This window comes from Streptomyces sp. NPDC101118, from assembly GCF_044759445.1.
GTDB lineage: Bacteria > Actinomycetota > Actinomycetes > Streptomycetales > Streptomycetaceae > Streptomyces.
The window spans coordinates 99,288-124,217 of the sequence record NZ_JBIVZG010000023.1 but is presented as its reverse complement, the minus strand read 5'-3'; the positions used below and the strand labels follow the sequence as shown (position 1 = coordinate 124,217).

General features: G+C 75.6%; 19 protein-coding genes. 7 read left to right on the top strand and 12 right to left on the bottom strand.

The genetic code is table 11. From position 1 onward, the window contains the following. Window positions 1–134 precede the first annotated feature (134 nt). The gene (locus ACIQUQ_RS29685; protein WP_403981968.1) at window positions 135–1,001 is read right to left on the bottom strand and encodes a bifunctional 5,10-methylenetetrahydrofolate dehydrogenase/5,10-methenyltetrahydrofolate cyclohydrolase; all 867 of its coding nucleotides are present in this window, start codon (window positions 999–1,001) and stop codon (window positions 135–137) included. Window positions 1,002–1,310: 309 nt separating this feature from the next. Between ACIQUQ_RS29685 and ACIQUQ_RS29680 the strand changes: the two genes are divergently transcribed. Continuing rightward, a complete protein-coding gene (locus ACIQUQ_RS29680) occupies window positions 1,311–2,072 on the top strand; it encodes a class I SAM-dependent methyltransferase (protein WP_403981966.1) in 762 nt (253 codons plus the stop codon). A 203-nt stretch (window positions 2,073–2,275) separates the two neighbouring features. Further along, complete coding sequence (locus ACIQUQ_RS29675) at window positions 2,276–3,859, top strand: RNA polymerase sigma factor (protein WP_403981964.1); 1,584 nt, start codon at window positions 2,276–2,278, stop codon at window positions 3,857–3,859. A 91-nt stretch (window positions 3,860–3,950) separates the two neighbouring features. Here the strand turns inward: ACIQUQ_RS29675 and ACIQUQ_RS29670 are convergent, their stop codons facing one another. The 5 genes from ACIQUQ_RS29670 to ACIQUQ_RS29650 form a co-directional block, all read right to left on the bottom strand. Next, window positions 3,951–5,759: a hypothetical protein gene (locus ACIQUQ_RS29670; protein WP_403981961.1), complete on the bottom strand. Its 1,809-nt coding sequence runs from the start codon at window positions 5,757–5,759 to the stop codon at window positions 3,951–3,953. Then, window positions 5,756–6,817: an ATP-binding protein gene (locus ACIQUQ_RS29665; protein WP_403981958.1), complete on the bottom strand. Its 1,062-nt coding sequence runs from the start codon at window positions 6,815–6,817 to the stop codon at window positions 5,756–5,758. The genes ACIQUQ_RS29670 and ACIQUQ_RS29665 overlap by 4 nt, the downstream gene beginning before the upstream one ends. Window positions 6,818–6,908: 91 nt before the next feature. Then, window positions 6,909–8,384 carry an amino acid permease gene (locus ACIQUQ_RS29660; protein WP_403981955.1) on the bottom strand — a complete coding sequence of 492 codons (1,476 nt, stop codon included), beginning with the start codon at window positions 8,382–8,384 and terminating at the stop codon, window positions 6,909–6,911. A 77-nt stretch (window positions 8,385–8,461) separates the two neighbouring features. Next, complete coding sequence (locus ACIQUQ_RS29655; protein WP_403981952.1) at window positions 8,462–10,753, bottom strand: phage holin family protein; 2,292 nt, start codon at window positions 10,751–10,753, stop codon at window positions 8,462–8,464. Between the two features lie 471 nt (window positions 10,754–11,224). Further along, window positions 11,225–11,629 (bottom strand): hypothetical protein, encoded by a 405-nt coding sequence (locus tag ACIQUQ_RS29650; protein ID WP_403981949.1) that lies wholly within the window; start codon window positions 11,627–11,629, stop codon window positions 11,225–11,227. Window positions 11,630–11,782: 153 nt separating this feature from the next. Between ACIQUQ_RS29650 and ACIQUQ_RS29645 the strand changes: the two genes are divergently transcribed. The 3 genes from ACIQUQ_RS29645 (at window position 11,783) to ACIQUQ_RS29635 (ending at window position 14,883) form a co-directional block, all read left to right on the top strand. Beyond that, the gene (locus ACIQUQ_RS29645; RefSeq protein ID WP_403981946.1) at window positions 11,783–13,408 is read left to right on the top strand and encodes a glycosyltransferase; all 1,626 of its coding nucleotides are present in this window, start codon (window positions 11,783–11,785) and stop codon (window positions 13,406–13,408) included. Between the two features lie 81 nt (window positions 13,409–13,489). Next, window positions 13,490–14,263 (top strand): MBL fold metallo-hydrolase, encoded by a 774-nt coding sequence (locus tag ACIQUQ_RS29640; protein ID WP_399941111.1) that lies wholly within the window; start codon window positions 13,490–13,492, stop codon window positions 14,261–14,263. Further along, window positions 14,263–14,883, top strand: coding sequence for a DedA family protein (locus tag ACIQUQ_RS29635; RefSeq protein ID WP_403982007.1), 621 nt, complete (start codon window positions 14,263–14,265; stop codon window positions 14,881–14,883). Before ACIQUQ_RS29640 ends, ACIQUQ_RS29635 begins: the two co-directional genes overlap by 1 nt. 327 nt (window positions 14,884–15,210) lie before the next feature. Here the strand turns inward: ACIQUQ_RS29635 and ACIQUQ_RS29630 are convergent, their stop codons facing one another. Beyond that, a complete protein-coding gene (locus ACIQUQ_RS29630) occupies window positions 15,211–16,761 on the bottom strand; it encodes an alpha/beta hydrolase (RefSeq protein ID WP_403981943.1) in 1,551 nt (516 codons plus the stop codon). Window positions 16,762–16,865: 104 nt separating this feature from the next. Between ACIQUQ_RS29630 and ACIQUQ_RS29625 the strand changes: the two genes are divergently transcribed. Beyond that, entirely contained in the window at window positions 16,866–17,849 is a 984-nt protein-coding gene (locus tag ACIQUQ_RS29625) for a MerR family transcriptional regulator (RefSeq protein WP_403981941.1), read from the top strand. Between the two features lie 195 nt (window positions 17,850–18,044). Here the strand turns inward: ACIQUQ_RS29625 and ACIQUQ_RS29620 are convergent, their stop codons facing one another. The 3 genes from ACIQUQ_RS29620 to ACIQUQ_RS29610 form a co-directional block, all read right to left on the bottom strand. Next, window positions 18,045–19,082, bottom strand: coding sequence for an MBL fold metallo-hydrolase (locus tag ACIQUQ_RS29620; RefSeq protein WP_403981938.1), 1,038 nt, complete (start codon window positions 19,080–19,082; stop codon window positions 18,045–18,047). 66 nt (window positions 19,083–19,148) lie between these two features. Further along, on the bottom strand, window positions 19,149–20,366 hold the full coding sequence (locus ACIQUQ_RS29615) for an aminotransferase class I/II-fold pyridoxal phosphate-dependent enzyme (protein ID WP_403982004.1): 1,218 nt from the start codon (window positions 20,364–20,366) through the stop codon (window positions 19,149–19,151). 164 nt (window positions 20,367–20,530) lie between these two features. Continuing rightward, window positions 20,531–21,103, bottom strand: a complete 573-nt coding sequence (locus ACIQUQ_RS29610) for a TIGR03086 family metal-binding protein (RefSeq protein WP_403981936.1) — start codon at window positions 21,101–21,103, stop codon at window positions 20,531–20,533. A 210-nt stretch (window positions 21,104–21,313) separates the two neighbouring features. On the opposite strand from ACIQUQ_RS29610, the gene ACIQUQ_RS29605 reads away from it, so the two are divergent. Next, window positions 21,314–22,153: a methyltransferase domain-containing protein gene (locus ACIQUQ_RS29605; protein ID WP_403981933.1), complete on the top strand. Its 840-nt coding sequence runs from the start codon at window positions 21,314–21,316 to the stop codon at window positions 22,151–22,153. Between the two features lie 37 nt (window positions 22,154–22,190). Here the strand turns inward: ACIQUQ_RS29605 and ACIQUQ_RS29600 are convergent, their stop codons facing one another. Then, complete coding sequence (locus ACIQUQ_RS29600; protein ID WP_403981931.1) at window positions 22,191–24,161, bottom strand: DUF5107 domain-containing protein; 1,971 nt, start codon at window positions 24,159–24,161, stop codon at window positions 22,191–22,193. A gap of 234 nt (window positions 24,162–24,395) precedes the next feature. After that, window positions 24,396–24,929, bottom strand: a complete 534-nt coding sequence (locus tag ACIQUQ_RS29595; RefSeq protein ID WP_403982002.1) for a GNAT family N-acetyltransferase — start codon at window positions 24,927–24,929, stop codon at window positions 24,396–24,398. Window position 24,930: the final 1 nt, after the last annotated feature.

Below are 24,930 nucleotides of genomic sequence, written 5' to 3'. Positions count from 1 at the left end.
CACCTGACCATTGCAGCGTGCGGGGGCGGCACCGGGGACCGTCCGTTGGGTCCGGTTTGTCCCGTACGAAGACGGGGCGCCCCGGGCCGGACGGCCCGGGGCGCAGGTCCCTGCGCCGGCACCGGCGCGGTACGTCAGCCCAGCTCGACGCCCAGCTGCGCACCGGCGGCCCGGACGGTCTGCTCCAGCAGCACCGCGATGGTCATCGGGCCGACACCGCCGGGCACCGGGGTGATCAGGGAGGCGACGGCGGCCGCGGACTCGAAGTGGACGTCGCCCACGTTGCCCTCGTTGTAGCCGGCGTCCAGGACCACGGCGCCGGGCTTGATGTCCTCGCCCTTGATGAACTCGGCACGGCCCACCGCGGCCACCAGCACGTCGGCCTCGCGGACGATGGACGGCAGGTCCACGGTGCGGGAGTGGCAGTAGGTGACGGTGGCGTCCTGGGCGAGCAGCAGCATGCCGGCCGGCTTGCCGAGGATGGCGCTGCGGCCGACGACCACGGCGCGCTTGCCGGTCAGCTCCACGTCGTACTCGGCGAGGAGGCGCATGATGCCGCCGGGCGTGCAGGAGACGAAGCCGGGCTCGCCGAAGCTCATGGCGGCGAAGGAGTGCATGGTGACGCCGTCGACGTCCTTGGCCGGGGCGATGGCCTCGAAGGCGGCGCGCTCGTCGATGTGGTGCGGCACCGGGTGCTGGAGCAGGATGCCGTGCACCTCGGGGTCCTCGGAGAGGGCGGTGATGGCGGCGACCAGCTCCTCGGTGGTGGTCTCCGCGGGCAGGGCGACGTGGCGGGAGGTGATCCCGGCCTTGGCGCAACGGTTCTGCTTCATGCGTACGTACGTGACGGACGCGGGGTCCTCGCCCACCAGCACGGTCGCGAGGCAAGGGGTGGTGCCGGTGGCCTCGGTGATCTTCGCCGCGTTCGCGGCGGTGGCCTCGGTGATGCGGCGGGCGACGGCGGTGCCGTCCATGAGCCGGGCAGTCTGGGCAGTCGTCACGGGGTCTCCTGAACGTCGCTGCGGATCGCGGTTCGCCCAGGCGCGCGGCATCGGCGTACCGCGGCGGCCGCCGGTGTACGCCGGGCCGCTCCCCGGTGGTGATCCACCCAAGCGCCAGTCACGGCCCGCCGCCCACTGTAGTCGACCGGCCGGGACGGCCCGGCGGGCACCCGCTCCCGGGCCCCGCACCCCCGGCGCCGGACCCGCACCCCCGGCCCCGGCCCCGGCCCCGCACCCCGCACCCCCGCCCGGACGCCCCGTCCCCATATCGGGTGGCACAACCGCCGCCCCGGCTGGGACGATCAAGACATGTCACCTACTTTCGACCGTCTCGTCGCCGAGGCCGAGACCGTCTCCGTCGACGGCTGGGACTTCTCCTGGCTGGACGGCCGGGCCAGCGAACAGCGCCCCTCCTGGGGGTACCAGCGGCTGCTCGGCGAGAAGCTGGCCGGGGTGCAGGCGGCCCTGGACGTCCAGACCGGCGGCGGCGAGGTGCTGGCCGGCGCGGGGAAGCTGCCGCCGCTGATGGCCGCCACCGAGTCCTGGCCCCCGAACGTCGCCAGGGCCACCCGCCTGCTGCACCCGCTCGGCGCGGTCGTCGTGGCCAACGAGGACGAGCCCCCGCTGCCCTTCGGGGACGCCGCCTTCGACCTGGTGACCAGCAGGCACCCGGTGACCATCTGGTGGGACGAGATCGCGCGGGTGCTGCGTCCCGGCGGCACCTACTTCTCGCAGCAGGTCGGGCCGGCCAGCGTCTTCGAGCTGGTGGAGTTCTTCCTCGGCCCGCAGCCCGAGGAGGTGCGCAACGCCCGGCACCCCGACGACGCCGCCCGGGACGCGGCCGCCGCCGGCCTGGAGGTGACCGATCTCCGCTCGGAACGGCTGCGCACCGAGTTCAACGACATCGGGGCCGTGATCTACTTCCTGCGGAAGGTGATCTGGATGGTGCCCGGCTTCACGGTCGGCCACCACAAGGACCGGCTGCGCGAGCTCCACGAACGGATCGAGCGCGAGGGCCCGTTCGTCGCGCACACCGCGCGCTTCCTGATCGAGGCCCGCAAACCGGGCTGATCCCGGACGGTCTGCCGCCACGGCGTGGCGCAGGTCACTCAATTCCGCGCGTAACGAATCGACTCGGGCACGCGATGAACCGACAGGTGTCGTCGCGAGGCACGTTGGAGCGGACGGGAATACCGACCCGGATTGGCCCGTTTCCCCGCAGTCGCGCGATGATGTCCCGCCGTCCTTAATCTGTTCGCAACGAGAGGCTCCTTGTGTCGCTCAGCCCGTCCCGTACGTTCCCTCCGGAGATCGCCGAATCCGAGGCCCTGGTCGCGCTCGTCGAGCGTGGCCGCGAGCAGGGTCACATCAACGGTGACGACGTGCGCCAGGCCTTCGAGGCCGGCCGCATCCCGGTGGACCAGTGGAAGCGGGTCCTGCGCAGCCTGAACCAGGTCCTGGACGAGGAGGGGGTGGCCCTGCACGTCAGCGCCGCGCCCGCCGCCAAGACCGCCGCGAAGAAGCCGCGCAAGGCCGCGGCGGCCCCGGCCCGCACCGTGGCCAAGAAGGCGGCGGCTGCGCCGCGCCCCATCGGCGCCCGCAAGACCGCGGCCGCCCCGGCCGCCGCCCCCGCGGCGGCGATATCCGCTCAGCCGACCACCTCGCCCGCCGAGGCGGAGACCACCGCCGCGGCCGCCGAGCCGAAGAAGCGCACGGTCAAGAAGGCCACCGCCAAGAAGGCGGCGACCAAGAAGACCGCCGCGAAGAAGACCACGGCCAAGGACGCCGACGCGGGCGAGAACGTCGAGCTCGTCGAGGGCGAGGAGTGGACGGAGGAGCTCGCCGACGAGTCCGAGGAGGACACGCAGAAGGCCGGCGCCGGCCAGGGCTTCGTGCTGTCGGACGAGGACGACGACGACGCCCCGGCGCAGACGGTCATGGTGGCGGGTGCCACCGCCGACCCGGTCAAGGACTACCTGAAGCTGATCGGCAAGGTCCCGCTGCTCAACGCCGAGCAGGAGGTCGAGCTGGCCAAGCGCATCGAGGCCGGTCTCTTCTCCGAGTACAAGCTCGAGGAGGAGGACGACCACGAGGCGACCTTCAAGCGCGAGCTGGAGATCCTGGTCGAGGACGGCCGCCGGGCGAAGAACCACCTGCTGGAGGCCAACCTCCGTCTCGTGGTCTCCCTCGCCAAGCGCTACACCGGCCGCGGCATGCTCTTCCTGGACCTGATCCAGGAGGGCAACGTCGGCCTGATCCGTGCGGTCGAGAAGTTCGACTACACGAAGGGCTTCAAGTTCTCCACCTACGCGACCTGGTGGATCCGGCAGGCGATCACCCGCGCCATGGCCGACCAGTCGCGCACCATCCGCATCCCGGTGCACATGGTGGAGATCATCAACAAGCTCGCCCGCGTGCAGCGCCAGATGCTCCAGGACCTGGGCCGCGAGCCCACCCCGGAGGAGCTGGGCAAGGAGCTCGACATGACCCCGGAGAAGGTCATCGAGGTCCAGAAGTACGGCCGCGAGCCGATCTCCCTGCACACCCCGCTGGGTGAGGAGGGCGACAGCGAGTTCGGTGACCTCATCGAGGACTCCGAGGCCGTGGTCCCGGCCGACGCGGTCTCCTTCACCTTCCTCCAGGAGCAGCTGCAGTCGATCCTGGGCACGCTCTCCGAGCGTGAGGCGGGTGTCGTGTCCATGCGGTACGGCCTGAACGACGGCCAGCCGAAGACGCTGGACGAGATCGGCCGCGTCTACGGCGTCACCCGTGAGCGGATCCGGCAGATCGAGTCCAAGACGATGTCGAAGCTGCGCCACCCGTCCCGCTCCCAGGTCCTGCGCGACTACCTCGACTAGTCGCACCGGCGGTACGTACGGCGGCCCGGCCCCCTTTCGAGGGGGCCGGGCCGCCGTACGTACGGGATCCTGCCGTGCCGGCCTCCCCCGCTCAGGCCAGCCGGAAGACCGGCCCGCGCGGCGTGAACGGCAGCGACGCCCCCTGCGGCACCAGGAAGGCGTGCTCGCGCCGGATGCGCAGCACGTCGCACCACCCGTCGGTGATCACCAGCACCGGCGCGGCCGCCGGGAAGTCCGGGGCCCGGGCCAGCAGGTCGATCCCCGGCTGCAGGGTCGTGCCGCCGCGCCCCCGCACCCGTACCCGGCCCGCGATGTCGGCGGGCTGGAGGTACCCGGCGTCGTGGGCGGCGGCGTCGCAGAACACCACCCGGGCCGCCGGCACGTCCCGGGCCGCCGCGTACGAGGCGATGGCCCCGAGCGCCTTGCCGAGCAGTACCCGGTCCATGGACCCGGAGGTGTCCAGCACCACCCCGAAGGTGCAGCGGGGGGTCTCCTCGGGCGGGAAGTACCGGCCGGCCCGCGGGATGTCCGGGGTGGCGGCCTGGCGGCGGGCGGGGCGGGCGTAGCTGCGCACCGGCTCGGGCCGCGGCACGTACGCGTCGAACCAGCGGGCCAGCCGCGCGTCCCAGGGCACCGGCGGGTGGGCCAGCGCCCGGATCTCCTCGACCAGCCCGGCGGGCAGCAGCCCCCGGTCCTGGTGGCGGTGCAGGTCCAGGCCCTGGACCAGGCCGCGCCGGTAGAAGGCGTCGAGGTCGGTGTACGGGCGGCCGCCCGCGTGCGCCGGCGGCTCGGCCAGCATGTCGCCCCGGCCCTTGCCGCGCAGGGTGGCGAGCCGGCGGCGGCGACGCAGGTCGCCGGCGATCCGGTCGTAGACCTCCTCGACGGACAGGTCCCGCAGCTCCGGGTCGTACAGCAGGCCCTCGGGCATGTCGCCCACCGCCATCTCCACCAGCCAGCCGTTGACCACGTAGTCGGCGGCGACGTTGAAGAGGTACGGGTCGCGCGCCCCGCAGCGCTCGCCGTGCCGCAGCGCGGCGTGCAGCATCTCGTGGGCCAGGATGAACCGCCACTCGGGGTCGGTGAAGGTGCGCAGCGGATTGACGTAGATCTCGCCCGCGGCGGCGCTGACGGCGGCCACGGCGATGTCGTGGGCGCGGGCCAGCTCGGCGTCGGCGACCACGGTCAGGCCGGCCGCGAGGCCGCCGAGCAGCGGGTAGGAGGAGACGAACCAGTTCAGGGCGCGGTCCCAGGGGCGCTGCGGCACCAGCTCGCCGGTGCTCCGGTCGCGGCGCCCGCCGGCGGTGTCCATCGCCTCCGAGATGCTGCGGGTCAGGGCCCGGGCGAAGGCGGCCCCCCAGTCCGGGGGGCCGAGGCCCTCGTAGGGCCACTTCCGCAGGATCTGGTCGGGCTCGCCCGGTGCGGAGCCGCACTCCTCGTAGCCGGCCGGGATGCCGTCGCGGCGCCAGCGGGCGGCCAGCTCCTCCTCGTCGCCGCCGGGGTACGTCCCGGGGAGGCCGTCGGGGGCGCGGCCGGCGGGGAAGGTGAGCAGGAAGCGGTTGACCACGGCGCAGCGGGCCGCGAGGAGGGGGCCGTCCGGCTCGGGGCGGTCGTCCTCGCGGCTCGCCGGCAGGTGGCCGAAGCCGAGGTGGAGCAGGCTGTGGGCGATCGACCAGGCCCACTCGGCGGGCTCGGCGATACGGGTGGGGTGGACGTGCACGTAGCCGTTGGAGTCCACCCGGGTCAGGCCCCTGCGGGGGCCGAGGGTGCAGCCGGCGCTCCGGCAGAACTCGGCGTCCACGGCGGCGAAGGCCGGGTTCCGCTTGATCAGGGCGAGTCCGGCGGCGAAGGCCTGGGCCGCCGGGTCGGGGCGGTCGGCAGGTTTGCGCGCGGTACGGCTCACCGGCGGGCCTCGACCAGGCGCGGCATGTCGCGGGCGGCCTCGATGAGGAACCAGGCGGGCAGCACCGGCTGTCCGTCGGCGTCGTCGGCGATGACCGTCTGGGCGACCTCCACCGAGATCTCGGCCAGCTGGACCAGCAGCGACTTGGCCCGGTGCGCGGTCTGGCGGACGGCCGGCGAGACGTGCTCCTTGCGGGCGGGCAGCTCCTTGACCAGGCGGCCCCGGAAGGCCTCCGCCAGGTAGTAGAGGAGGTCCCGGTCCTGCGGCCGGCCCGGCCAGGACGCGTCGCCCTTGATGATCGCCTCGATGCCGAACGTGTGGCGGACGATCTTCGCGTACCCGCAGAAGGACACGGCGTGCGCGGGCGTGAGGGTGCCGTGCGCGATGACCTTGAGGGTGTCCTCGTCGAGGCCGGCACCGAAGGAGTGCAGCGCGTCCGAGAGCATGTGCCAGGAGCGGGGCGTGGAGAAGGGCTCCTCGGTCTTCGGCGGGGCGGACCACAGGTGGTCGGGGCGGTCGGTCAGGTAGTCGGTCACCCAGGGGTGGATGCCGTGCTCGCCCGCCCAGACCAGCCAGTCCGCGGCGGAGGCGCTCAGGTGCACGTGGGTGAGGCGGTTGACCAGCGCCGAGGCGATGGGCCGGGCCAAGGCGTTGTCGGTGGCGCGGTTGCCGGCGCCGATCACGATGGAGCCGGCGGGCAGTTCGTAGTTGCCGATGCGGCGGTCGAGGATCAGCGAGTAGAACGCCTTCTGGACGTCCGGGGTGGCCGCGTTCAGTTCGTCGAGGAAGAGGCAGTACGGCTCGTCGCGGGCGATCGCCTCGGGCGGGCAGAAGACCGACCGGCCGTCCCGGATCTGGGGGACGCCGATCAGGTCCTCGGGCGCGAGCTGGGTGCCGAGCAGACTCACGCACTCCAGGCCCAGTGATTCGGCGAACTTCCTGACCAGCGACGACTTCCCGATGCCGGGCGCACCCCACAGGAACACCGGCCGCACGGTCGCGAGGCCGAGGAGGAGTTCGGGAACCTGGGCGGGGGTGACGGCGACGGCGGCCTGCACGGCGGGGGTCCCTCCGGGAGTCTGGGTGCCCGGTCCGGGCGGATCCGGTGCGCCCACAGTCTGGGCGCCCCGGATCCGCGGCGCAGCCGAATTACCGCCCGGCGGGCTCGCGTACGGGGTCGGGGTCCGGTACGGGGTTGGGGTCCGGTACGGGGCCGGAGGCCGGTACGGGCTCATGGGCCGGTACCGGCTCGCCTCCCGGTGCGGGCACGGCCGCCGGCTGCCCCGTCGCCGTACGCCGCCTCCGCGCGGCCATCACGGCGTACACCGGCACGCCCGCGAAGAGGAACAGCACGCCCTGGTAGACCGCGGCGTACCCGGAGCCGGCGACCAGCCACATCGAGAAGGCGAAGGCCGCTCCGGCGAGCAGCGCGTCGCGGAACAGCCGCCCGCGGCGGACCCGGTCGTGCTGCCCGGAGGCCAGGAAGTACAGCTGGGCGGCGGCGGACAGCAGGTAGGGCACGGTGGCCGTGAAGGTGGTGACCAGCACCAGCACCTCGAAGACCCCGGCCGGCCCGGCGGTGAAGTTGTAGACGGTGAGGGCCGAGGCCAGGACCACGGTGACCAGCACGCCGGCCACGGGCACCCCGCGCCGTTTCACCGCGAAGACCTGCGGGAACAGCCCGTCGCGGGCTGCCGCGTACGGGGTCTGCGCGCTCAGCAGGGTCCAGCCGTTCAGCGCGCCGGTCATCGACACCAGGGCCGCGCAGGCCACGGCGGCCCCGCCCCAGGTGCCGCCGAACATGGCGTCGACCGCAGCGGAGAACGGCGCCTGGGAGGTGACCAGTTCGTCGTGGGCGACCAGGCCGAAGACGGCGAGCGTGGCCAGCAGGTAGACCACGGCTGCGCCGAGGGTGCCGAGGACGGTGGCCCGGCCCACGTTGCGCCGCGGGTCGCGGACCTCGCCGGCGCTGACGGCGGCGGATTCGACGCCCAGGTAGCTGAAGAGCAGGATCGCGGCGGCGGCCGAGACCGCGCCGAGCGGGCTCTCGCCCTCGGCCAGGAAGGGCCCGAGGTTGGCCGGGTCGAAGAAGAACAGGCCGCCGACGGCCACGAGCAGCAGCGGCGCGAACTTCAGCACGGTGGCGACCAGTTGCACGGCGCCCACGTACCGGGTGCCGGCGAGGTTGGCGAGCGCGGGCAGCCACTGGATCAGCAGGGCGGCCAGGCACGCGGACCAGGCCGAGCCCAGCGGGAGGAGGATGTCCAGGTAGCCGACGGCGGCGACGGCGAGGGCCGCGTTGGAGACCCAGGTGGTGATCCAGTAGCTCCAGGCCGCCAGGAAGCCGGCGAAGTCGCCAAAGGCGGCGCGGGCGTACACGTAGGGGCCGCCGGTCTGCGGGTGGCGTCCGGCCAGCCGGCCGAAGACCAGCGCCAGGGCGATCGCGCCGAGGGTGAGGACCCCGAAGGCGGCCAGGCTGATGGTGCCGAAGGGGGCCACGGAGGCGGGCAGCAGGAAGATGCCGCCTCCGATGATGTTGCCCATGACCAGTGCGGTCGCGACGGGCAGTCCGAATCGCCGGGAGTAGCGGCTTGTGGCCCCGTCCGCGGCTATGGGGGTGGTCATGTGCGGTTGTACAGCCTTCGACTCGTTGCGTTGCCAAAAACGCGACCATGGTCGGGTACGGCCGGGGCGCGGCAAAATCAGCGTGTTTCGTCCCGTACGACGGCACCGCCGGGCGGAAGTGTTGCGTCCGGAACGCCCCCGGGCCGGTGATCCTGCACCGCGTCCGGCGCCACCACGTGCCCGTCCGGCGCCACCGCCTGCCCGTCCGGCGCCACCACGTGCCCGTCCGGTCCGGCCTCCGTCCGCGCGTCCGGCCCCACCCCCCGCCCGTCCGGTCCGGCCTCCGGGGGCGTGTCCGGCACCGCCTCCCCGGACGCCGCCGCCCCCGCGCCCACCGGCACCTCAGGGCCCGCGCCCTCGCGCAGCCAGCGGCGCAGCACCCGGTGCACCCGCTCCGCGCCGACCGGTTCCCCGGGCGCCGACAGCTCGACCGGCCAGAGCAGGAAGGGCCGGCTTTGCTCGCCGCCGAGCCCGCCGTGGGAGCCGATCTGCTCCTCGAAGGCGTGCACCTCCCCGGTCTCCGGGTGGTACGCGGAGTTGACCATGACGTCCGCGACGTGCGGGAAGGTGTCGGTGCGCCGTACGGCCTCGGCCGCGCCCGGCCCGAAGTCCGCGAGCAGGGTCTCCACCGCCCCCGGTTCGTCCAGCCGGGCCTCGGCCCCGCCGCCGGCCAGCACCACCGAGGCGCCGCTCTCCTCGCGCACCAGCAGGAAGCCGATGCCCGGATGGGCGGCGAGGGTGGCCAGCAGCGCCGGGTGCCGGCGCTCGATCCGCTGCCGGGTCACCCGGCCGGGCAGGCCGGGGAACGAGACCAGGCCCAGGTTGCCCGAGGCCAGCACCACCGGCTCGGAGCGGCGGGCCGGGGGCGCCTCCTCCCCCTCCTCTTCCTCGACCGGCCGGTGCAGGGCGGCGCGTACGGCGGCCCGCGCCTCGGCGCCGCTGCGGGTGCGGCCGGCCCGGCGGGAGACCGGCAGCCCGCAGCCGGCCCGGACCAGGTCCTTCAGCGTCAGCCCGTACCGGCCGAGGAACGTCTCGCCGGGGCTCTGGCCGTGGTCGGAGAGCAGCACGATCCGGTAGGGGCGGGGGGCGTGCTCCGCCGCCTTGGCGATCAGGGCGATGCTGCGGTCCAGGCGTTCGAGGACCTTGCCGGCGTCCCGGCTGCGGGGGCCGGAGTGGTGGGCCACTTCGTCGTACGCGACGAGGTCGGCGTACACGGCGGCGCGCCCGGCGAGCAGGTCGCCCATCACGGCGGCCACCACGACGTCGCGCTCGACGACGGTCGCGAAGGCGCGGATGAAGGGGTAGGCGCCGCCGCGGGAGACGCGCGGGCGGTCGCCCCGCAGCCGGGCGGAGAGCGACTGGGCGACCTCGCGGACCACCTCGGCCGCCAGGGAGAGGGCGGTGCGCACGGCGTTGGCGGGGTCGGAGAAGTACGCGAAGTAGCCGGCCCGGGACCGGTTGGCGCGGCCCCGGCGGGCGGACAGGGACAGCACCAGGGCGAGCTGGTCGGCGCCGCCGCTGAAGAGATTGCCGCGGCTGGCGCCGTCGAGGGTGAGGAGGCCGCCGTCCTTGGTGCGGGCGACGGCGCGGCGCTGGAGTTCGGCGGCGCTGGTGGGCCGGTTGCAGACGACGACCTCGCCGGTGTCCTTCTCGTACCAGCGGAAGGCGGGCACGTCGAAGTTGCTGCCGTGGAGGATGCCGAGCTGGCTGGCGCCGGTCTGACTGGACCAGTCGGTGTGCCAGGGCGTCAGCCGGTGGCCGCCGGAGTCGAGCCAGCCGGCGACGGTGGGCATCAGGCCCTCGGCCAGTGCCTGCCGCAGCACGTCGTGGCCGACGCCGTCGAGCTGGAGGAAGAGCAGGCCGGGGGCGCCGTCCGGGGTGCCGGGCGCGCGGCCTCGGTCGCGGCGCCGGCGGTTGCGGTCGGCGAGCCGGGAGAGGCGGCGCCGGTAGGCGTCGTCGTCGCGGACGGCGAGGGCGGTGGCGGTGGCGGAGGCGACGGCCGACATGACGGCGGCGACCACGACGGCGGTCTCCGGGTCGGCCTCGCCGCGGCCGTCGGGGATCAGGTCGAGGGCGATCAGCAGCAGCGAGCCGTTGAGGAAGAACACCAACAGGCCGAGGACCAGGGCTGGGACGAGCAGCAGGGCGCGCACCAGCACCGGCCAGACCAGGGCGTTGAGCACGCCGAAGGCTCCGGCGCCCCAGGCGGCGGTGAGTGCGATCCGGGTGATGCTGTCGCCGTCGTCGGACTGGAGCTGGAACTCGGGCAGCAGGCCGGCCAGGGCGAGCATCGTGAGGGTGGAGACCGCCCAGACCACGAGGACGCGCAGCAGCGCCCCGCCCGCGGTCCGCCATCGCCCTCGCAGCACCCCGCCACCCGCCTTCGGCTCCCGGCCCGCGGCTCGCGGGTCCCCCGCCCCAGCGTCGCACGAATGGTGTGCTTTACGGCGTATTCGGGCGCACGTACGCCCCGGGCGCCGGGTGCACCCCGGGCGCCGGGCACGCCCCGGGCGCGGGTACGTCCCGGGCGCGGGTACGTCCCGAGTGGCCACCTCCCGGGCGCGGTTGCGTGCGGCACGTGCCGGGCGCGGAGGGTGCGCGACGTGCCCGGCACGAGGGGTTCGCGACGCACCGGGCGCGGAGTGTGCTCGACGGACGCCGGGCGGCCCGTAGGCGCCGGGGCGGCGGCGGCCGGAGCGTCGGCAGCGGCCGGAGCGTCGGCAGCGGCCGGAGCGTCGGCACCCGGCGGCTCAGGCCGGCCGCGCGGCCCGGCGGCTCACGCCGGCGGCGCTCCCGGATCCGGCCCGGGCCTCGGCCGGCCAAGCCCGGCCGGCCCCGGCTCAGGTCCCGTCGTAGCCCGCGGTCGGCATCGAGAGCCTGCGGTGGACCTCGGCCTTCATGGCCGGGGTGTACGTGGGTTCGTCGGCGCCCACCGTCTCCAGCCGCACCCCGCGCCGCGCGCACTCGGCGGTGAACTCGGCCACGGAGCTCAGCGCGCGTTCCAGGACGCGCCGGTTGGGGGCGACGAACAGGTCCACCTGCCCGGCGTCGATGTCGGACCAGAGCCCGAAGTGGTCCGAGCGCAGCCCGTAGAAGAAGAGCTGCCGCGTCACCACGTACCCCTGGTCGGCGGCCCAGCGTGCGCACATGGCGTGCTGGCTGCGGGTGTCGACGACGAACGGGTCGGCGTCGAGCTGTTCGAGCGGGGCCAGACTGGCGATCGCGGCCACGCGCACCTCATCCATGGCGCCCGACCATACTCCGATCGGCGGTCCGCGAGGAGGGGGTGGCGGGGGGCGAAAACGTCGGGCGGGACCCCGGCCGCCCCTGGTACGGAAGAGGTTTCGTACGCTCCTCCAACGCCCTGGCCAGCCGCGCAGAAACGGGAATATCCGGCAATGAGCACGTACCTTCCCAGCCCACCCCCGCAGCCCGAGCGCGAACCGGACATTTCCGTGGTGATCGCGGTCTACAACGCGATGCCGTACCTCACCGAGTGCCTGGACTCGGTGGTCGGCCAGTCGCTGGGGGTCGACCGGATCGAGGTGATCGCGGTCGACGACGGCTCGACGGACGGCAGCGGGGCCGAGCTGGACCGCTACGCCGCCCGGTACCCGCAGGTGCGGGTGGTGCACCAGGCCAACTCCGGCGGTCCGAGCCGGCCGCGCAACCGGGCGCTGGACCTGGCCAGGGGCCGGTACGTGTACGTCGTGGACGCCGACGACCTGCTGGGTCCCGAGACCCTGGAGCGGCTGATGCGGATGGCCGACACGCAGGGCAGCGACGTGGTGCTGGGCCGGCTGGTGGGCCTGGGCCGCACCGTGTCGGACAAGGCGCACAAGCACGCCGAGGTGGCCGACCTGTACACCTCGGAGGTGTACCGGGCGCTGCACAGCGCGAAGCTGATCCGCCGGCGGATCCTGGAGCGGGAGCGCATCCGCTACCCCGAGGACCTGTGGTTCGGCGAGGACCAGCTGTTCGTGACGGAGGCCTACCTGGCCGCCGGGAAGATCTCCGTGGTCGGCGACTACGACTGCTACTACCTGCGGCGCCGCGAGGACGGCCAGAACATCACGCAGCGCAGCCGCACCGCCCACGAGACGGTGGAGCACATCGAGCGCGTGATGGCCATGGTGGCCGGGCGCGTCCAGGACCCGGTCGGGCGGCGCCGGATGCTGGGCCGGCACTTCCGCGCGCTGCTGGCCAAGGCGCTGCGGCCGGCGGCCTGGGCGCGGCGGGACTACCCGGAGTTCTCTGCGGAGGTCTTCCGGCGCGGCCGGCTGCTGTGCGACGCGTACTGGTCGCCGGAGATGGCGAGCGAGCTGACGCAGCTCGACTCGATCCGCCTGTACTGCTTCCTGGGCGGGGCGATGGACGCCTTCGAGGTGCTGGCCGGGTACGACCCGGCGAAGAACCCGCCGGAGCTGGTGGCCGACGGCGGGCGCCTGTACAAGGCCTTCCCGGGCTTCCGGGACCCCGCCGCGGGGCTGCCGGACGAACTGTTCGACGTGACGGACACGGTGAAGGCGCAGCACCACCTCCGGTCGGTGGGCTGGAAGGAGAGCCTCGTCCGGCTGACCGGGCACGCGTACCTGGAGTCGTACGGCGCGGGGCCCGAGCCGTCCGAGCTGGTGCTGCGGGAACGGGCGACCGGCCGCGAACTGACGGTGCCGGTGACCCCGCGGCCGACGCCGGAGCTCGCCGAGGAGGGCACCCGGCGCGGCGTGGACCTGGGCACGGCCGGCTTCCGGGTGGACGTCGAGCTCTCCGCCGTGGACGGCGGCGGGCCGATCGGCCCGGGCGTCTGGGACTGCTTCCTGACGGTACGGGCGGACGCCGTGGCCCGTACGGTCCGGCTGGGCCGGGCCCACGCGGCGGACCTGGACAAGACGGCGCGCCGGTCGCGCGTGGTGGCCCGCGACGCGGCCTCGGGCACGGAACTGGCGGTGTCGCCGTTCTTCACCGCCAACTACGACAACCTGAGCTTCGAGGTGGTCCGCCGCTTCACGCTGCCGACCGGGTGAACCGGGCGTTCCGGGCGCGGGCGGCCTAGGCTCGGGGGACGGCCTCCGGGGCGAGGCCGCTGCGGTCGAGGAGGGGTGCGCGTGCCGGTGGAGATCACCTGGTGGGGTCATGCCACCTGTACGGTCGAGGACTCCGGGGTGCGGGTGCTCACCGATCCGCTGTTCGCCGGGCGGCTGGCCCATCTGCGCCGGCGCCGCGGTGCACCGCCGCCGGCCGCGGCGGCCGTGGCCGAGGCGGTGCTGGTCTCGCACCTGCACGCCGACCACCTGCACGTGCCCTCCCTGGCCCGGCTGGCGCCCGGCACCCGGGTGCTGGTGCCGCGCGGCGCGCCGCGGGCGGTGCCTTCGCTGGCGCGGCTGCCCGGGCTGGCGCTGACGGAGGTGGCGCCCGGTGACGAGGTGCGGGTGGCGGACCTGACGGTACGGGTGGTCAGCGCCCGGCACGACGGGCGGCGGCTGCCGTTCGGGCCCCGGGTCGCGCCCGCGCTGGGGTACGTGGTGGAGGGCGAGGACCGGACGTACTTCGCCGGCGACACCGGGCTGTTCGACTCGATGGCCGAGGAAGTGGGGCCGGTGGACGTGGCGCTGCTGCCGGTCGGCGGCTGGGGTCCGTTCCTGGGCCCCGGCCACCTGGACGCGCGCCGGGCGGCGCGCGCGCTGGCCGAGCTGGTGCGGGTGGGCCCGCCGCGGCGGGCGGTGCCGGTGCACTTCGGCACGTACTGGCCGATCGGGATGGACGCGGTGCGGCCGCACGAGTTCCACGCCCCGGGGGACGAGTTCGTCCGGCACGCCGCCGCGCTGGCGCCGGGGGTGGCGGCGGAGCCGCTGGGGCACGGCGAGAGCGTGGTGGCGTGATGCTGCTGGAGGTGGCGCGGGAGGTGCCGCCGGAGTCGACGCAGCAGGCGGTGGGCTATCCGGCGCTGTTCCTGCTGGTGGCTCTGGGGGCGCTGATGCCGGTCATCCCCACGGGTGCGCTGGTGAGTTCGGCCGCCGTGGTCGCGCTGCACCACGAGACGCTGCCGTGGGGCCTGGCGCTGGTGTTCGTGGTGGCGGCGCTGGGCGCGTTCACCGGGGACCTGGCGCTGTACTGGCTCGGGCAGCGCGGGGTGCGGTCGCGCAACGGCTCGCGCTGGCTGGCCGCGCTCCGGGACCGTGCGGCGCCGGAGAAGCTGGCAGCCGCGCAGGAGCGGCTCACCGAGCACGGGGTGGCGGTGCTGGTGGTCTCGCGGCTGGTGCCTGCCGGGCGGATCCCGGTGATGCTGGCCTGCCTGCTGGCGGAGATGCCGCTGCGCACGTTCGCCCGCGGGGACCTGCCGGCCTGCCTGGCGTGGGCGGCCACGTACCAGCTGATCGGGATCCTGGGCGGCTCGCTGTTCGACGAGCCGTGGAAGGGCCTGGTCCTGGCCGTGGCCCTGGCCCTGCTGCTCAGCGCGGCCCCGGCGGTCTGGCGCCGCCTGCGCCGCCGGGCGGCGTAGCCCCTCCCGGGGGGCCGCGTGGGACCGTCCGCCGACGCGCCGCGGCGGGTGCGGGCCGCATGGCCCCGTCGCGTGCGCCGGCCGGCTCCGGGTCCGGGCAGGGCCGGACGGGCCGGGCGGGCGGGCCGGGCGGGGCGGGCGGACGCGGTGACTGCCTGCCCGGTGGCCGTGCGCCGTTGCCCGTCCGCTGCCCGCCCGGTGGGCACGTGGCCCGGATGTGCCGGCCCCGCCCCGCCCGAGGGCAGCACGGCACGCCCGTAGGCCCGGCCGGCCCCCGCCGAGTGCGCGGCGGGGGCCGGCCGGGCCCGTCTCGGGGACGGCCGGGCGTCAGGCCTTCAGGTGGGCCAGTACGGCGGCCATCGAGCGGCGGATCGCGTCGCGGGACTCGTCGGTCGGGTCGAGGGTCTCGAACCCGTGGTGGCCGTTCGGCACCTCGACCACCTCCACACGGGCCCCGCACTCCTCCGCGGCGGCCAGGAACGCGTCGACCGTCTCCAGGATCACCGGCTGTTCGAGGCCCGCCCGGGTCAGCACCACCGGCAGGTCGCCGGCGGCGGGCAGGGCCCGCGCCGGGTGGAACCGGCTGTCCGCCAGGCCCCAGTTCGGCAGCGGGTCCATCACCGGGTACGTGGCGGCCAGGCAGCGCAGCCAGGCCGGCGGCGCCCCGAGCCAGTCGGCGCTCATCGGCGAGCCGCCCGAGAAGAACCACAGGGCGATCCGGTCGCCGTCGACCCGCGGGTCGGCCCGTACGCGTTCCACCGCGGCGGCGACGTCCCCGGCGGCACGCTCGAAGTCGGCGAGGTCGTGCAGCCGGTGGTCGAGCGTCACGCCGACGACCCCGTGCTCGGCGGCGAGTCGGGCGTAACCGCCGATCGTCGGCCAGTCGCGCGGCGTGGGCTGCACCTCCGCGGGCACCGGCCCGCCGTGGACGATCACCACCGCGGGGAGCGGTGCGGCCTGGCCGTCGGCCGTGTCGGGCAGGTAGAGGTCGACGTTGCCGCTCCGCTCGCGCGGCCGCTCCGGTACGTCCAGGGCGAAGGGCCGCAGGTGTCCGGGGACCTCGGCGGCCGCCGGGGCGAGCCGGTGACCCTCGTCGGCGGCGGCCGCCAGCAGGACGCCGGCCACCTCGTCGGGGCAGGAGAGCATCGGCCAGTGGCCGGTCGGCAGCTCGAAGAACGTCACGCGCGGGTCGACGAGGGCCTGCAGGGCGGGCTCGCCGAAGCCCACCAGGGCCTCCAGCATCGCGATGTCCGGCCCGTTGAGCGTGCAGAGGACTCCGGTGGTCGGCACCGCCTTCACCGCGCCGGTCAGGACGAGCGGCTGGAGGAGGGTGCCCGCCGGCTGCGGCGCGGCCAGGGCGGTGAGCCGGTCGAGGGCCGCCGCGGGGACGCCCGCGGTGCTGCCCCAGCGCTGCCACTCCTCGGGGTCCGCGGGAGGGGCCAGCGGTCCGGCGGTCCCCTCGCCGGCCCGGCGTACGAGCGCGTCGCGCACCCCCTGGTCCGGAATCGCCGCCAGGGCGGGGACGCCGTCCATCGGCATGCCGGAGTCGAGGTACACGACCCGGCGGACGCGGTCGGCGCGCCGGTCGGCGGCGCCGACCGCCGGGTGGATGCCGTAGTCGTGGCCGACCAGCACGATCCCGTCGCCCGCCGCGTCCGCGGGGACCGCGTCGATGGCCCGGACCACGTCGGCGACGTGCGTCTCCAGGTCCGTGTCCCGCGCGTCCCGGGCCGGAGCCACCCCCGTGGGCTCCGGGCCGGTCATGCCGGTGAGCGTCACCGCGTGGGCCGTCGCACCCGCCGCGGTGAGCCGCCCGGCGGTCCGCTCCCAGACGTGCCCGCCGGTGAACACGCCGGACACCAGGATGAATACGGTCATGGCCCTCTCCTCACGTACGTCTCGTCCGCGCGGACCGGATCGACCGTCAGTTCGCCCGTCCGCGCTCGCCGGTACGGTAATAACTCCCCCAGAGGGAGGTTCAAGTGTTCTCGTCCCACGACGGCCTGTGCAGCATCGGAGAGCTCGCCGAACGGGCCGGCACCACCGTCAAGTCCGTCCGCTTCTACTCCGACAACGGCCTGCTCCCGGAGGCCGCCCGCAGTGCGGGAGGACACCGCAGGTACGGCCCCGAGGCGGTGGACCGGCTGCAGCTGATCCGCTCGCTGCGCGCGCTGGACCTGCCCGTGCCCGAGGTGCGCCGGGTGCTGGAGGAGGAGGACGAGGGCGCGGGTGCGGCGGGCGCGACCGGCGGAGTCCTGGAGGACGCGGTCGCCGGCCACCTGCGTGAACTCGGCTCGCAGCTCGCGGCGTTGCGCTGGCGGGAGGCGGCGCTGCGGCTGGTGCACGAGAGCCCGCGGGGGGAGCGGGCCGAACGGCTGCGGCTGGTGGGCGCCGTGAGCACCCCGCCGAACACGGCACCGCTGGCCCGCTTCTGGCGCGCCTGGCTGCCGCCGCGCATGCCGGCCCCGGCGGCCTCCGCGTTCCTCGAACGGGCCGTGCCCCGGCCGCCGGACGACCCGGCGCCGGCCCAGGTGCTCGCCTTCGCCCGGCTGTACGCCTTCGCGTCGGACCCCTGCACCGGGGGCCGGGCCTGCCAGCCCGAGGCGCACCGGTCCGCCGGGGCGAGCGAGGTCGCGGTGCTGTACGGGGGTCTGGCCGAGGCGTACGAGCTCGCGGGCGCCCAGCTGCTCGGGGAGCGGGAGCCGCGGCCCGGCGAGGCGCTGGACTGCTTCGTGGCCGCGTACGCGAGCGCGTACGGCGCCCGCGACACGCCCGGCTTCCGGCAGCTGCTGGCCGGCCGGCTGGCCACCGACCCGCGGCTCGACGGCTACTGGGAGCTGGTCTCCGGAGTGCTCACCCCGCCCGGCGACCGCCCGGCGCCCACGCCCGGGGGGTGCCACGACTGGCTGCTGGCGGCCCTCGGTGCGGAGCAGGGCCCGGAAGGCGCCCTGGCACCGGGGCCTTGACGGCAGCCGGGCCCGTGGCGGGTTACGAACAGGTCGCGGGTGCCGAACCCGTCGCGGGTGCCGAACCCGTCGCGGGAGCAGCTCCCTCGCGGGAGCAGCTCCCTCGCGGGCACGGGCCCGCCGCAAGACGCCGGCCCTCGCCTGACCCGGCCTGCCCCGGCCTGATCGCGCCCTCCCCCGCCGCCCGCCCCGGCCTCAGCCGGCCAGCACCCGGGAGCCGCCGATCGGGAGGTCCCAGAGGGCGTCCGGGGGCAGCTCCGCGCGGGCCCAGGCGGCGCGGAGCCGGATGAGCGGTTCCAGTACGGGCTCGGCCGACAGCACGAAGGTGGCCCAGTGCATCGGCGCCATCCGGGCCGCGCCCAGGTCGAGGTGGGCCTGTACGGCCTCCTCCGGATCGGCGTGCACGTCGCGCAGCCACCACCGCGGGGCGTACGCGCCGATCGGCAGCAGGGCCAGGTCGATGCCGGGGAAGCGGCGGCCGATCTCCGCGAACCAGTGGCCGTAGCCGGTGTCCCCCGCGAAGTGGACCCGGTGGCCGGTGCGCGTGTCGGTGAGCACCCAGCCGCCCCACAGGGTGCGGCAGGTGTCGAACAGGGTGCGTTTGGACCAGTGGTGCGCCGGTACGAAGTCGAAGCGCACGCCGTCGAGTTCGACGGCCTCCCACCAGTCCAGCTCGGTGACCCGGGTGAACCCTCGGCGCCGGCACCAGCGGGCGAGGCCGGCCGGGACGAACAGGTGGGTGTCGCGCGGCAGCCGGCGCAGGGTGGGGACGTCGAGGTGGTCGTAGTGGTTGTGGCTGATCACCACCGCGTCCACCGGCGGCAGGTCCTCCCAGCGGACGCCGACGGGGGTCATCCGGGCGGGGGTGCCGAGGATGCGGCGGGACCACACCGGGTCGGTGAGCACGGTCAGGCCGCCGGTCCTGATCACCCAGCTCGCGTGGCCGGCCCAGGTGACGGTGACCGTGCCGGTGCCGGCGGGGGGCAGCGGCTCCGGGGCGAAGGGCAGGTCGGGGATGCCGCTGAGGGCCTCGGCGGTGGGCCGGAACGCGCCCTCGCGGGCCAGCCGGGCGAAGCCCCGCACGCCGGGCAGGGGTGCGGTGAGGCGGTCGGCGAAGGACCGGGGCCAGGTGCGGGGTTCGCCGAGCGGGCGGACTCCGGGCGCCGGGCGGACGGGCTGCGCCGGGCGCGCGGGCGGGGTGGCCCGCACGGTCCGTTCCGTCTGTTCCGTCATCGGTGCGACTCCATTCGCGGGCGGTTCCTGGCGAGTCACGGGGCGCTGCGCCGCCGGTCCGTGCCGTCACTCCAGTTCGGCGAGCACCGATCCGAAGGTGCTCAGGGCGCGTGCCACATGGGGCACGGCCAGCGGGTCGGGGGCGGCGAGGGCGGCGAGCCGCTCCTCCTCGGTGGCGCCGAGCAGCGGGCCGGTGGCCAGCCGGACGCGGGGGGCGCCGAGGTCGTCGCCGAAGCGCTGGCCGCCGGGGGTGGGGGTGCCGAGGCGGGTGCCGAGGTGGTCCTCCAGTTCCATGGCGTCGCCGATGCCGTGCCGGGCGAGTCCCGGCCGTAGCGGGGTGAGGTCGGCGTAGAGGTGGCGGCCCGCCTGCGGGGGCCGGGCGAGGGCGCCGGCCCGCAGCAGGGCGGCGTGCAGGGCGGTGGCGACGTGGCCGTGCAGGGTGGCCGCCCGGCGGGCGCGGGAGGCGACGGCCTCGGGTTCGGTGAGGGCGTGGGCGGCGGCCGCGGCGACGGGTGCGGCGAGGAAGGCGCCGGTGGCCGTGAGCCGGTCGAGGGTGCGGGCCCGCAGCCGGGCGCCCTGGGGGGTGCCGGGGAAGCGGGCGAGGGCGGCGGGCCAGCCGGGCGGCAGCAGGGATCCGCCGAGGTCGGTCAGTACGGTGACCTGCTCGGGGCACATCTCGGCGGGGCTGAACAGCACGGTCTCCTGCGGGCGGTGCAGGGTGTCGCGCCAGGTCTCGTCGCTGAGCAGGTGGAGCCCTTCGGAGACGGCCGCCTCGCAGGCCTCGCGGAGCACCTCGGGCGGGGCGACGGTGGCGGTGGGGTCGTCGGCCACGGACAGCATCACCAGCCGGGGGTCGCCGCCCTCGGCGCGGACCCGGCGTACGGTCTCCAGCAGCGCATACGGGTCGGGGACTCCCCCGCATTCGGCGGGGGTGGGCACGTGGTACGCCCGCCGTCCCAGCAGCCGGACCTGCGGGGTCCACCAGGCGGGACAGGGGCGGGGCATCAGCACGTCGCCGCCGTACGCCCCGAGCAGCGCGAGCAGCAGTGCGGGCGCGCCGGGCGCGGCGGCCACCCGGTCCGGGCCCGCGGAGAGGCCGCGGCGCTCCCAGTACCCGCGCGCGGCCTCCCGTACGGGCTCGCCGCCGCCCGGCGGTTCGGGCGCGGAGCGGTCCGCGGCGGCGGCCAGGACCGCGGTCAGCTCGGGGAGGGCCGGCAGGCCGGGTTCGGGGGCGGGCGGCCCGTACCGGACGGGGCCTCGGCCTTCCGCCGCCGTCCGCCGCATGACCGTCACCGCCCCTTCCGCGTCGTCGCGCCTGGTCTCCACGCCTGGTCCTCGCGCCTCGTCCTCCGCCCACCTTTATACGGAGGTTTGCCCGGTTCTGCCCCTTTATTCGAGAAACCGGGTCAGGCGCGGGGACGCGGGGCGGCGCCGGGGGCCGGGACGCCTCAGGCCTTGCGGCCCAGCAGCGCCAGCAGCCGGGTCTGCGCGTCGGCGCCCGGGGGGATGTCCACGGGCGGGGCGTACATCCCGCTGTCGGCGAGGGTGCCGGCGTACGGCATGACCTCCTTGAGGGAGAACTCGACCAGGTCGACCGGGAGCCGGTCGTCGGCCCCGATGCCCCGGGCGAGGTCCCAGGCGTGCACCACGGTGTCCGCGGTCAGCTCGGAGCAGTAGGCGGCCCCCTTGGCCGGCCCGTACGACAGTTGCACGGTGCGCTCCAGGGCGCCGGGTTCGGCGAGGGCGGCGGAGGCGCCCTCGGCGGCGCGGTCCCAGGCGGCGGCCGGGTCGTCGCCGAGCAGGTCGCCGGAGAGGGCGTCGCCGACGTCGGCGACGGTACGGCCCTCGGAGACCAGCGGCGGGATCCACAGTTGCTCGCCGGTGACGTGGTTGACCAGGTCGCGCACGGTCCACTCGGTGCAGGGCGTGGACGCGTCCCACTGATCGGGACGCACGGCGTGCACGAGTCCGCCGAAGAGCTCCAGGGCATCGGCGTGCCGGTCCAGCAGGGGTTCGGCCATCACGGCCACCGTCCTCTCCCGTCCCTCTCCCTTGCGCCCCCTCCTTCGCCCACTGTCCTCGGCCCGCCAGAACCCTGCCACCGGTCCCGCCAAGCCCCTTGCCCTGCTTGACTCGTGTCCACATGGCAAAACACATATCTCAGAGTGCGACATGATCCTCTACGGTGGTGAGCGACCGGGAAAGCACGGAGGAACAAGGGAGTTGCCGCCATGCCCGCCAGCACGCCGCATCGGGGCGCCGCAGAGTCCGCCACCTACACGCACGGCCACCACGAGTCGGTGCTGCGCTCGCACCGCTGGCGCACCGCCGCCAATTCGGCCGCCTATCTGATCGGGGAGCTGCGGCCGGGCCTGGCCGTGCTGGACGTCGGCTGCGGGCCGGGCACGATCACCGCGGACCTGGCGGAGCTGGTGGCGCCGGGACGGGTCACGGCGGTGGACGCCGCTGAGGGCGTACTGGACTCCGCCCGGGCGTTCGCGGCCGAACGGGGCCTGACGAACGTGGAGTTCGCGACGGCCGACGTGCACGCGCTGGACTTCCCGGACGACAGCTTCGACGTGGTCCACGCCCACCAGGTGCTGCAGCACGTGTCCGACCCGGTGGGGGCGCTGCGGGAGATGCGCCGGGTCTGCCGCCCAGGCGGGGTCGTCGCGGCACGGGACGCGGACTACGCGGCCATGACCTGGTTCCCCGAGGTGCCGGGGCTGGTGGGGTGGCAGCGGCTGTACGACCGGGTGGCGCGGGCCAACGGCGGCGAGCCCGACGCCGGGCGGCGGCTGCTGGGGTGGGCGCGGGCGGCCGGCTTCGCGGACGCGGACATCAGGGCCTCGGCCACCGCGTGGTGCTACGCCACGCCGGAGGAGCGGGCCTGGTGGAGCGGGCTGTGGGCGGACCGGACGACCGCCTCGTCGTACGCGGAACTGGCGGTCGCCGGCGGCCACACCACCCGGGAGGGCCTGGAGGAGGTCGCCGCCGCGTGGCACGAGTGGACCGCGTCGCCCGACGCCTGGTTCTCGGTCCTGAACGGCGAGGTCCTCTGCCGGGTGTGACCCGGGGCCCGGCGCGGGCGGCCGCCGCACCGCCCCCTCAGGGGCGCATCCGGAAGTCGTAACGGGCCGGGACCGGGGCGTCGGTGAGCCGGGACCACTGGTCGGACACGGCGGTGTCGCCCTCGCGCAGGTCGGCCACCTCGAAGCCCGCGTCGAAGACGGCGCGGGCGCCCTCGATGTCGCCCTCCGCCAGCAGCAGCCGGGACTCCAGCAGCCGGAACCGCCCGCGGGCACGGATCGCGGGCGGCAGCCGCTCCCACACGGCCCGCGCCCCCTCCGGCCGCGCGGCGGCGAGCAGGGCCGCCAGCGCCTCCCGGCCCAGCGCCGTCAGCGCCGCGGTCCACGCCTCGCCGCCCCGGCACTCCTCGCACAGGTCCTCGAAGGCCTCGGCGTACCGGTCGGCGGCCCGCTCCGCGTCCCCGGCCAGTTCGTCGGCCACCGCCAGGCAGCGCAGCAGCGGCCAGCGGGAGGGCGCCAGCTCCAGCCCGCGCTCCCAGCTGCGCACCGCCTGCGCCACGTCCCCGGCGTGCCACTGGGCCACCCCGAGGTGGTACTCGGTGAGCGGGTCGGCCGGGGCGGTCTCCAGCATGTCCCGCCAGTGCGGGGCGACCAGGCTCGGGCCGGGCGGCACCACCCGCCGCGGCGCCGGGAAGGCGCCGGTGCGCAGCAGTTCCAGCCAGGGCGTCTGCTGCTCGCCCAGGCCGGTCTCCTCGAAGGGCGTGCCGGGCAGTTTCAGGCCGCCGCGCACCACCTCCAGCGCGCCCCAGCCGGAGCCGGTCACCCAGCGCTCCCCCGGCTCGTGGTCGGCGTACGGGCGCCAGGCCTCGTACGCCGCGTCGACCGCCGCCCGGGGCAGCGCCGCGGCCAGCCGGGCGCCGGCCTCCTCGCGGGCCAGGGCCCAGTCGTCGCCGTGCACCGCGCCCGGGTCGGCGGCGAGCGGCCCGTACGCCTCCAGCCAGCTGAACTCGCCCCCGGCGGCCAGCTTCACGTGCTCCAGCTGGGTACGGGCCAGGCCGGCCTGGATCTCGGCGTAGCCGCCCGTGCCGGGCTCGGTGAGCCATTCCTGCCAGCGCCGGCCGCCCGTGCCCGAGCCCCAGACGAACAGCTTGCGGCCGCGCAGCGCGGCGGTGGAGGTCTGCACCAGGCCCCGGCCGTCCTCGCCGAGGGCCGCGATCCAGGGGCGGGTGCCGTCGGGGAGCTCGTAGAAGTAGTCGGCGGGGTACTCGCCGCGCAGCGGGTACGTGCGGTCCGCGCCCTCCCACTCCGGGACGGGGGTGCGGCTCAGGGTGCGCTCGTAGCCGAACCGCCAGGCCTCGTCGGCGGGGGCGAGGACGCGGGTGCCCTCGTGCTCGGGCACGGCGATGTTGGACCACCAGTACACGGGGGCCGGGTGCTCGTGCGGGTTGCGCACCCGGACCCCGGCGTAGAGGAAGGCGGAGTCCTCGGGGAGCCAGAGGTCCACCTGGAAGGGCAGGTCGCGCAGCCGCTCCCACTCCCACATGCGGAGCATCGTGCCGCCGTCGGGGGCCGGGACCAGCGCGGTGTGGAGGGTCGCGCAGGACAGCGTGGTGTGGCCGGTGGCGCCGATGTTCCACTCGATGCCGCCGGAGAACCAGGCCCCGTTGAGCGCGAAGGCGGCGGGCTGGAACACCGGGTTGCGGTACAGCAGTTCCCGTTCGGCGCCGTCGGGGGTCTTCTCGGTCAGGGAGTGGACGCGCCCGCCGAGTTCGGGCAGCACGGTGGCCCGCAGCCGGGAGTTCTCGATGACGACCGCCTCGAACTCCCGCTCCGACCGCTCGCGTCCGTACCCGTCGAGGATGCGCGCCGGCAGGACACCGCGCAGCGGGGCGTACCCGATCTGGCGGGCCATGTCGCGCGGCAGCCCGTCGCGGGAGCGCTCGTCGAGGACGTGCGCCTCGTCGAGGGTCCGCAGCGCGGGCAGCGGGTTCTCCGGCCCCAGCGGGGCCGCGGGCAGCGTCAGTACGGCACGTCGGACGGTCGTGGCCAAGGAAACCCCACCTTCGTGTGCGGCACGCCACACGCCGGCGCACCCCCCGGAGTTCATCGAACACGCCCCGTGGCGACGCCACCAGGGGATCATCACGCAAGGATTGGGCAAAACCGGGCACAGGTACGGACCAGCGGCGGCGGGCCGGCGCCGGCGGAGTGCGGGCGGGACCGGGCGGGGTGCCGGCAGCGACCGGGCGGGGTGCAGGCAGGGACCGGTCCGGACGCCGGCCGCTCACCCCGCTCCGGTCATCTCCCGGGTGAGGGCCCAGCGTTCGTGGTCGCGCCACTCGCCGTCGATGCGCAGGAAATCGGGCGAGAACCCCTCCAGCCGGAAGCCGCGGCCGCGCACCAGGGCGATCGAAGGGGCGTTGCCGGGCTGGATGTTGGCCTCCAGCCGGTGCAGCCCGAGCGGCCCGAAGGCGTAGCCGACGACGAGGTCCATGGCTTCTGCGAACAGCCCCCGGCCGGCGGCGTGCGCGAAGGCGCCGTAGCCGAGCGCACCGCACTGGAAGCCGCCGCGCACGATGTTGTTGACGTTGACGAAGCCGGCGATGGGGCCGGCGGCCGCGGCGCCGTCCGTCCCGGCCACCCGGTCGCACACGAGGAACCCGGCCCGGGTGTCGTCCTCGATCATCCGGGTGGCGTACGGCTCGTACGCCTCCGGGGTCTCCGGCGGGAAGAGCCACGGGCGGTGCAGGTCCCGGCTCTCGCGCACCCGCGCGGTGAACTCGGGCCCGTCGTCGAGCCGGTAGGGGCGGAGCACCACG

What these genes read in the sequence shown, in the direction of transcription:
- ACIQUQ_RS29680 (WP_403981966.1), top strand. Translation starts at nt 1,311, where the DNA reads ATGTCACCTACTTTCGACCGTCTCGTCGCCGAGGCCGAGACCGTCTCC.
- ACIQUQ_RS29660 (WP_403981955.1), bottom strand. Translation starts at nt 8,384, where the DNA reads ATGACCACCCCCATAGCCGCGGACGGGGCCACAAGCCGCTACTCCCGG.
- ACIQUQ_RS29650 (WP_403981949.1), bottom strand. Translation starts at nt 11,629, where the DNA reads ATGGATGAGGTGCGCGTGGCCGCGATCGCCAGTCTGGCCCCGCTCGAA.
- ACIQUQ_RS29645 (WP_403981946.1), top strand. Translation starts at nt 11,783, where the DNA reads ATGAGCACGTACCTTCCCAGCCCACCCCCGCAGCCCGAGCGCGAACCG.
- ACIQUQ_RS29635 (WP_403982007.1), top strand. Translation starts at nt 14,263, where the DNA reads ATGCTGCTGGAGGTGGCGCGGGAGGTGCCGCCGGAGTCGACGCAGCAG.
- ACIQUQ_RS29630 (WP_403981943.1), bottom strand. Translation starts at nt 16,761, where the DNA reads ATGACCGTATTCATCCTGGTGTCCGGCGTGTTCACCGGCGGGCACGTC.
- ACIQUQ_RS29620 (WP_403981938.1), bottom strand. Translation starts at nt 19,082, where the DNA reads ATGACGGAACAGACGGAACGGACCGTGCGGGCCACCCCGCCCGCGCGC.
- ACIQUQ_RS29615 (WP_403982004.1), bottom strand. Translation starts at nt 20,366, where the DNA reads ATGCGGCGGACGGCGGCGGAAGGCCGAGGCCCCGTCCGGTACGGGCCG.
- ACIQUQ_RS29610 (WP_403981936.1), bottom strand. Translation starts at nt 21,103, where the DNA reads ATGGCCGAACCCCTGCTGGACCGGCACGCCGATGCCCTGGAGCTCTTC.
- ACIQUQ_RS29605 (WP_403981933.1), top strand. Translation starts at nt 21,314, where the DNA reads ATGCCCGCCAGCACGCCGCATCGGGGCGCCGCAGAGTCCGCCACCTAC.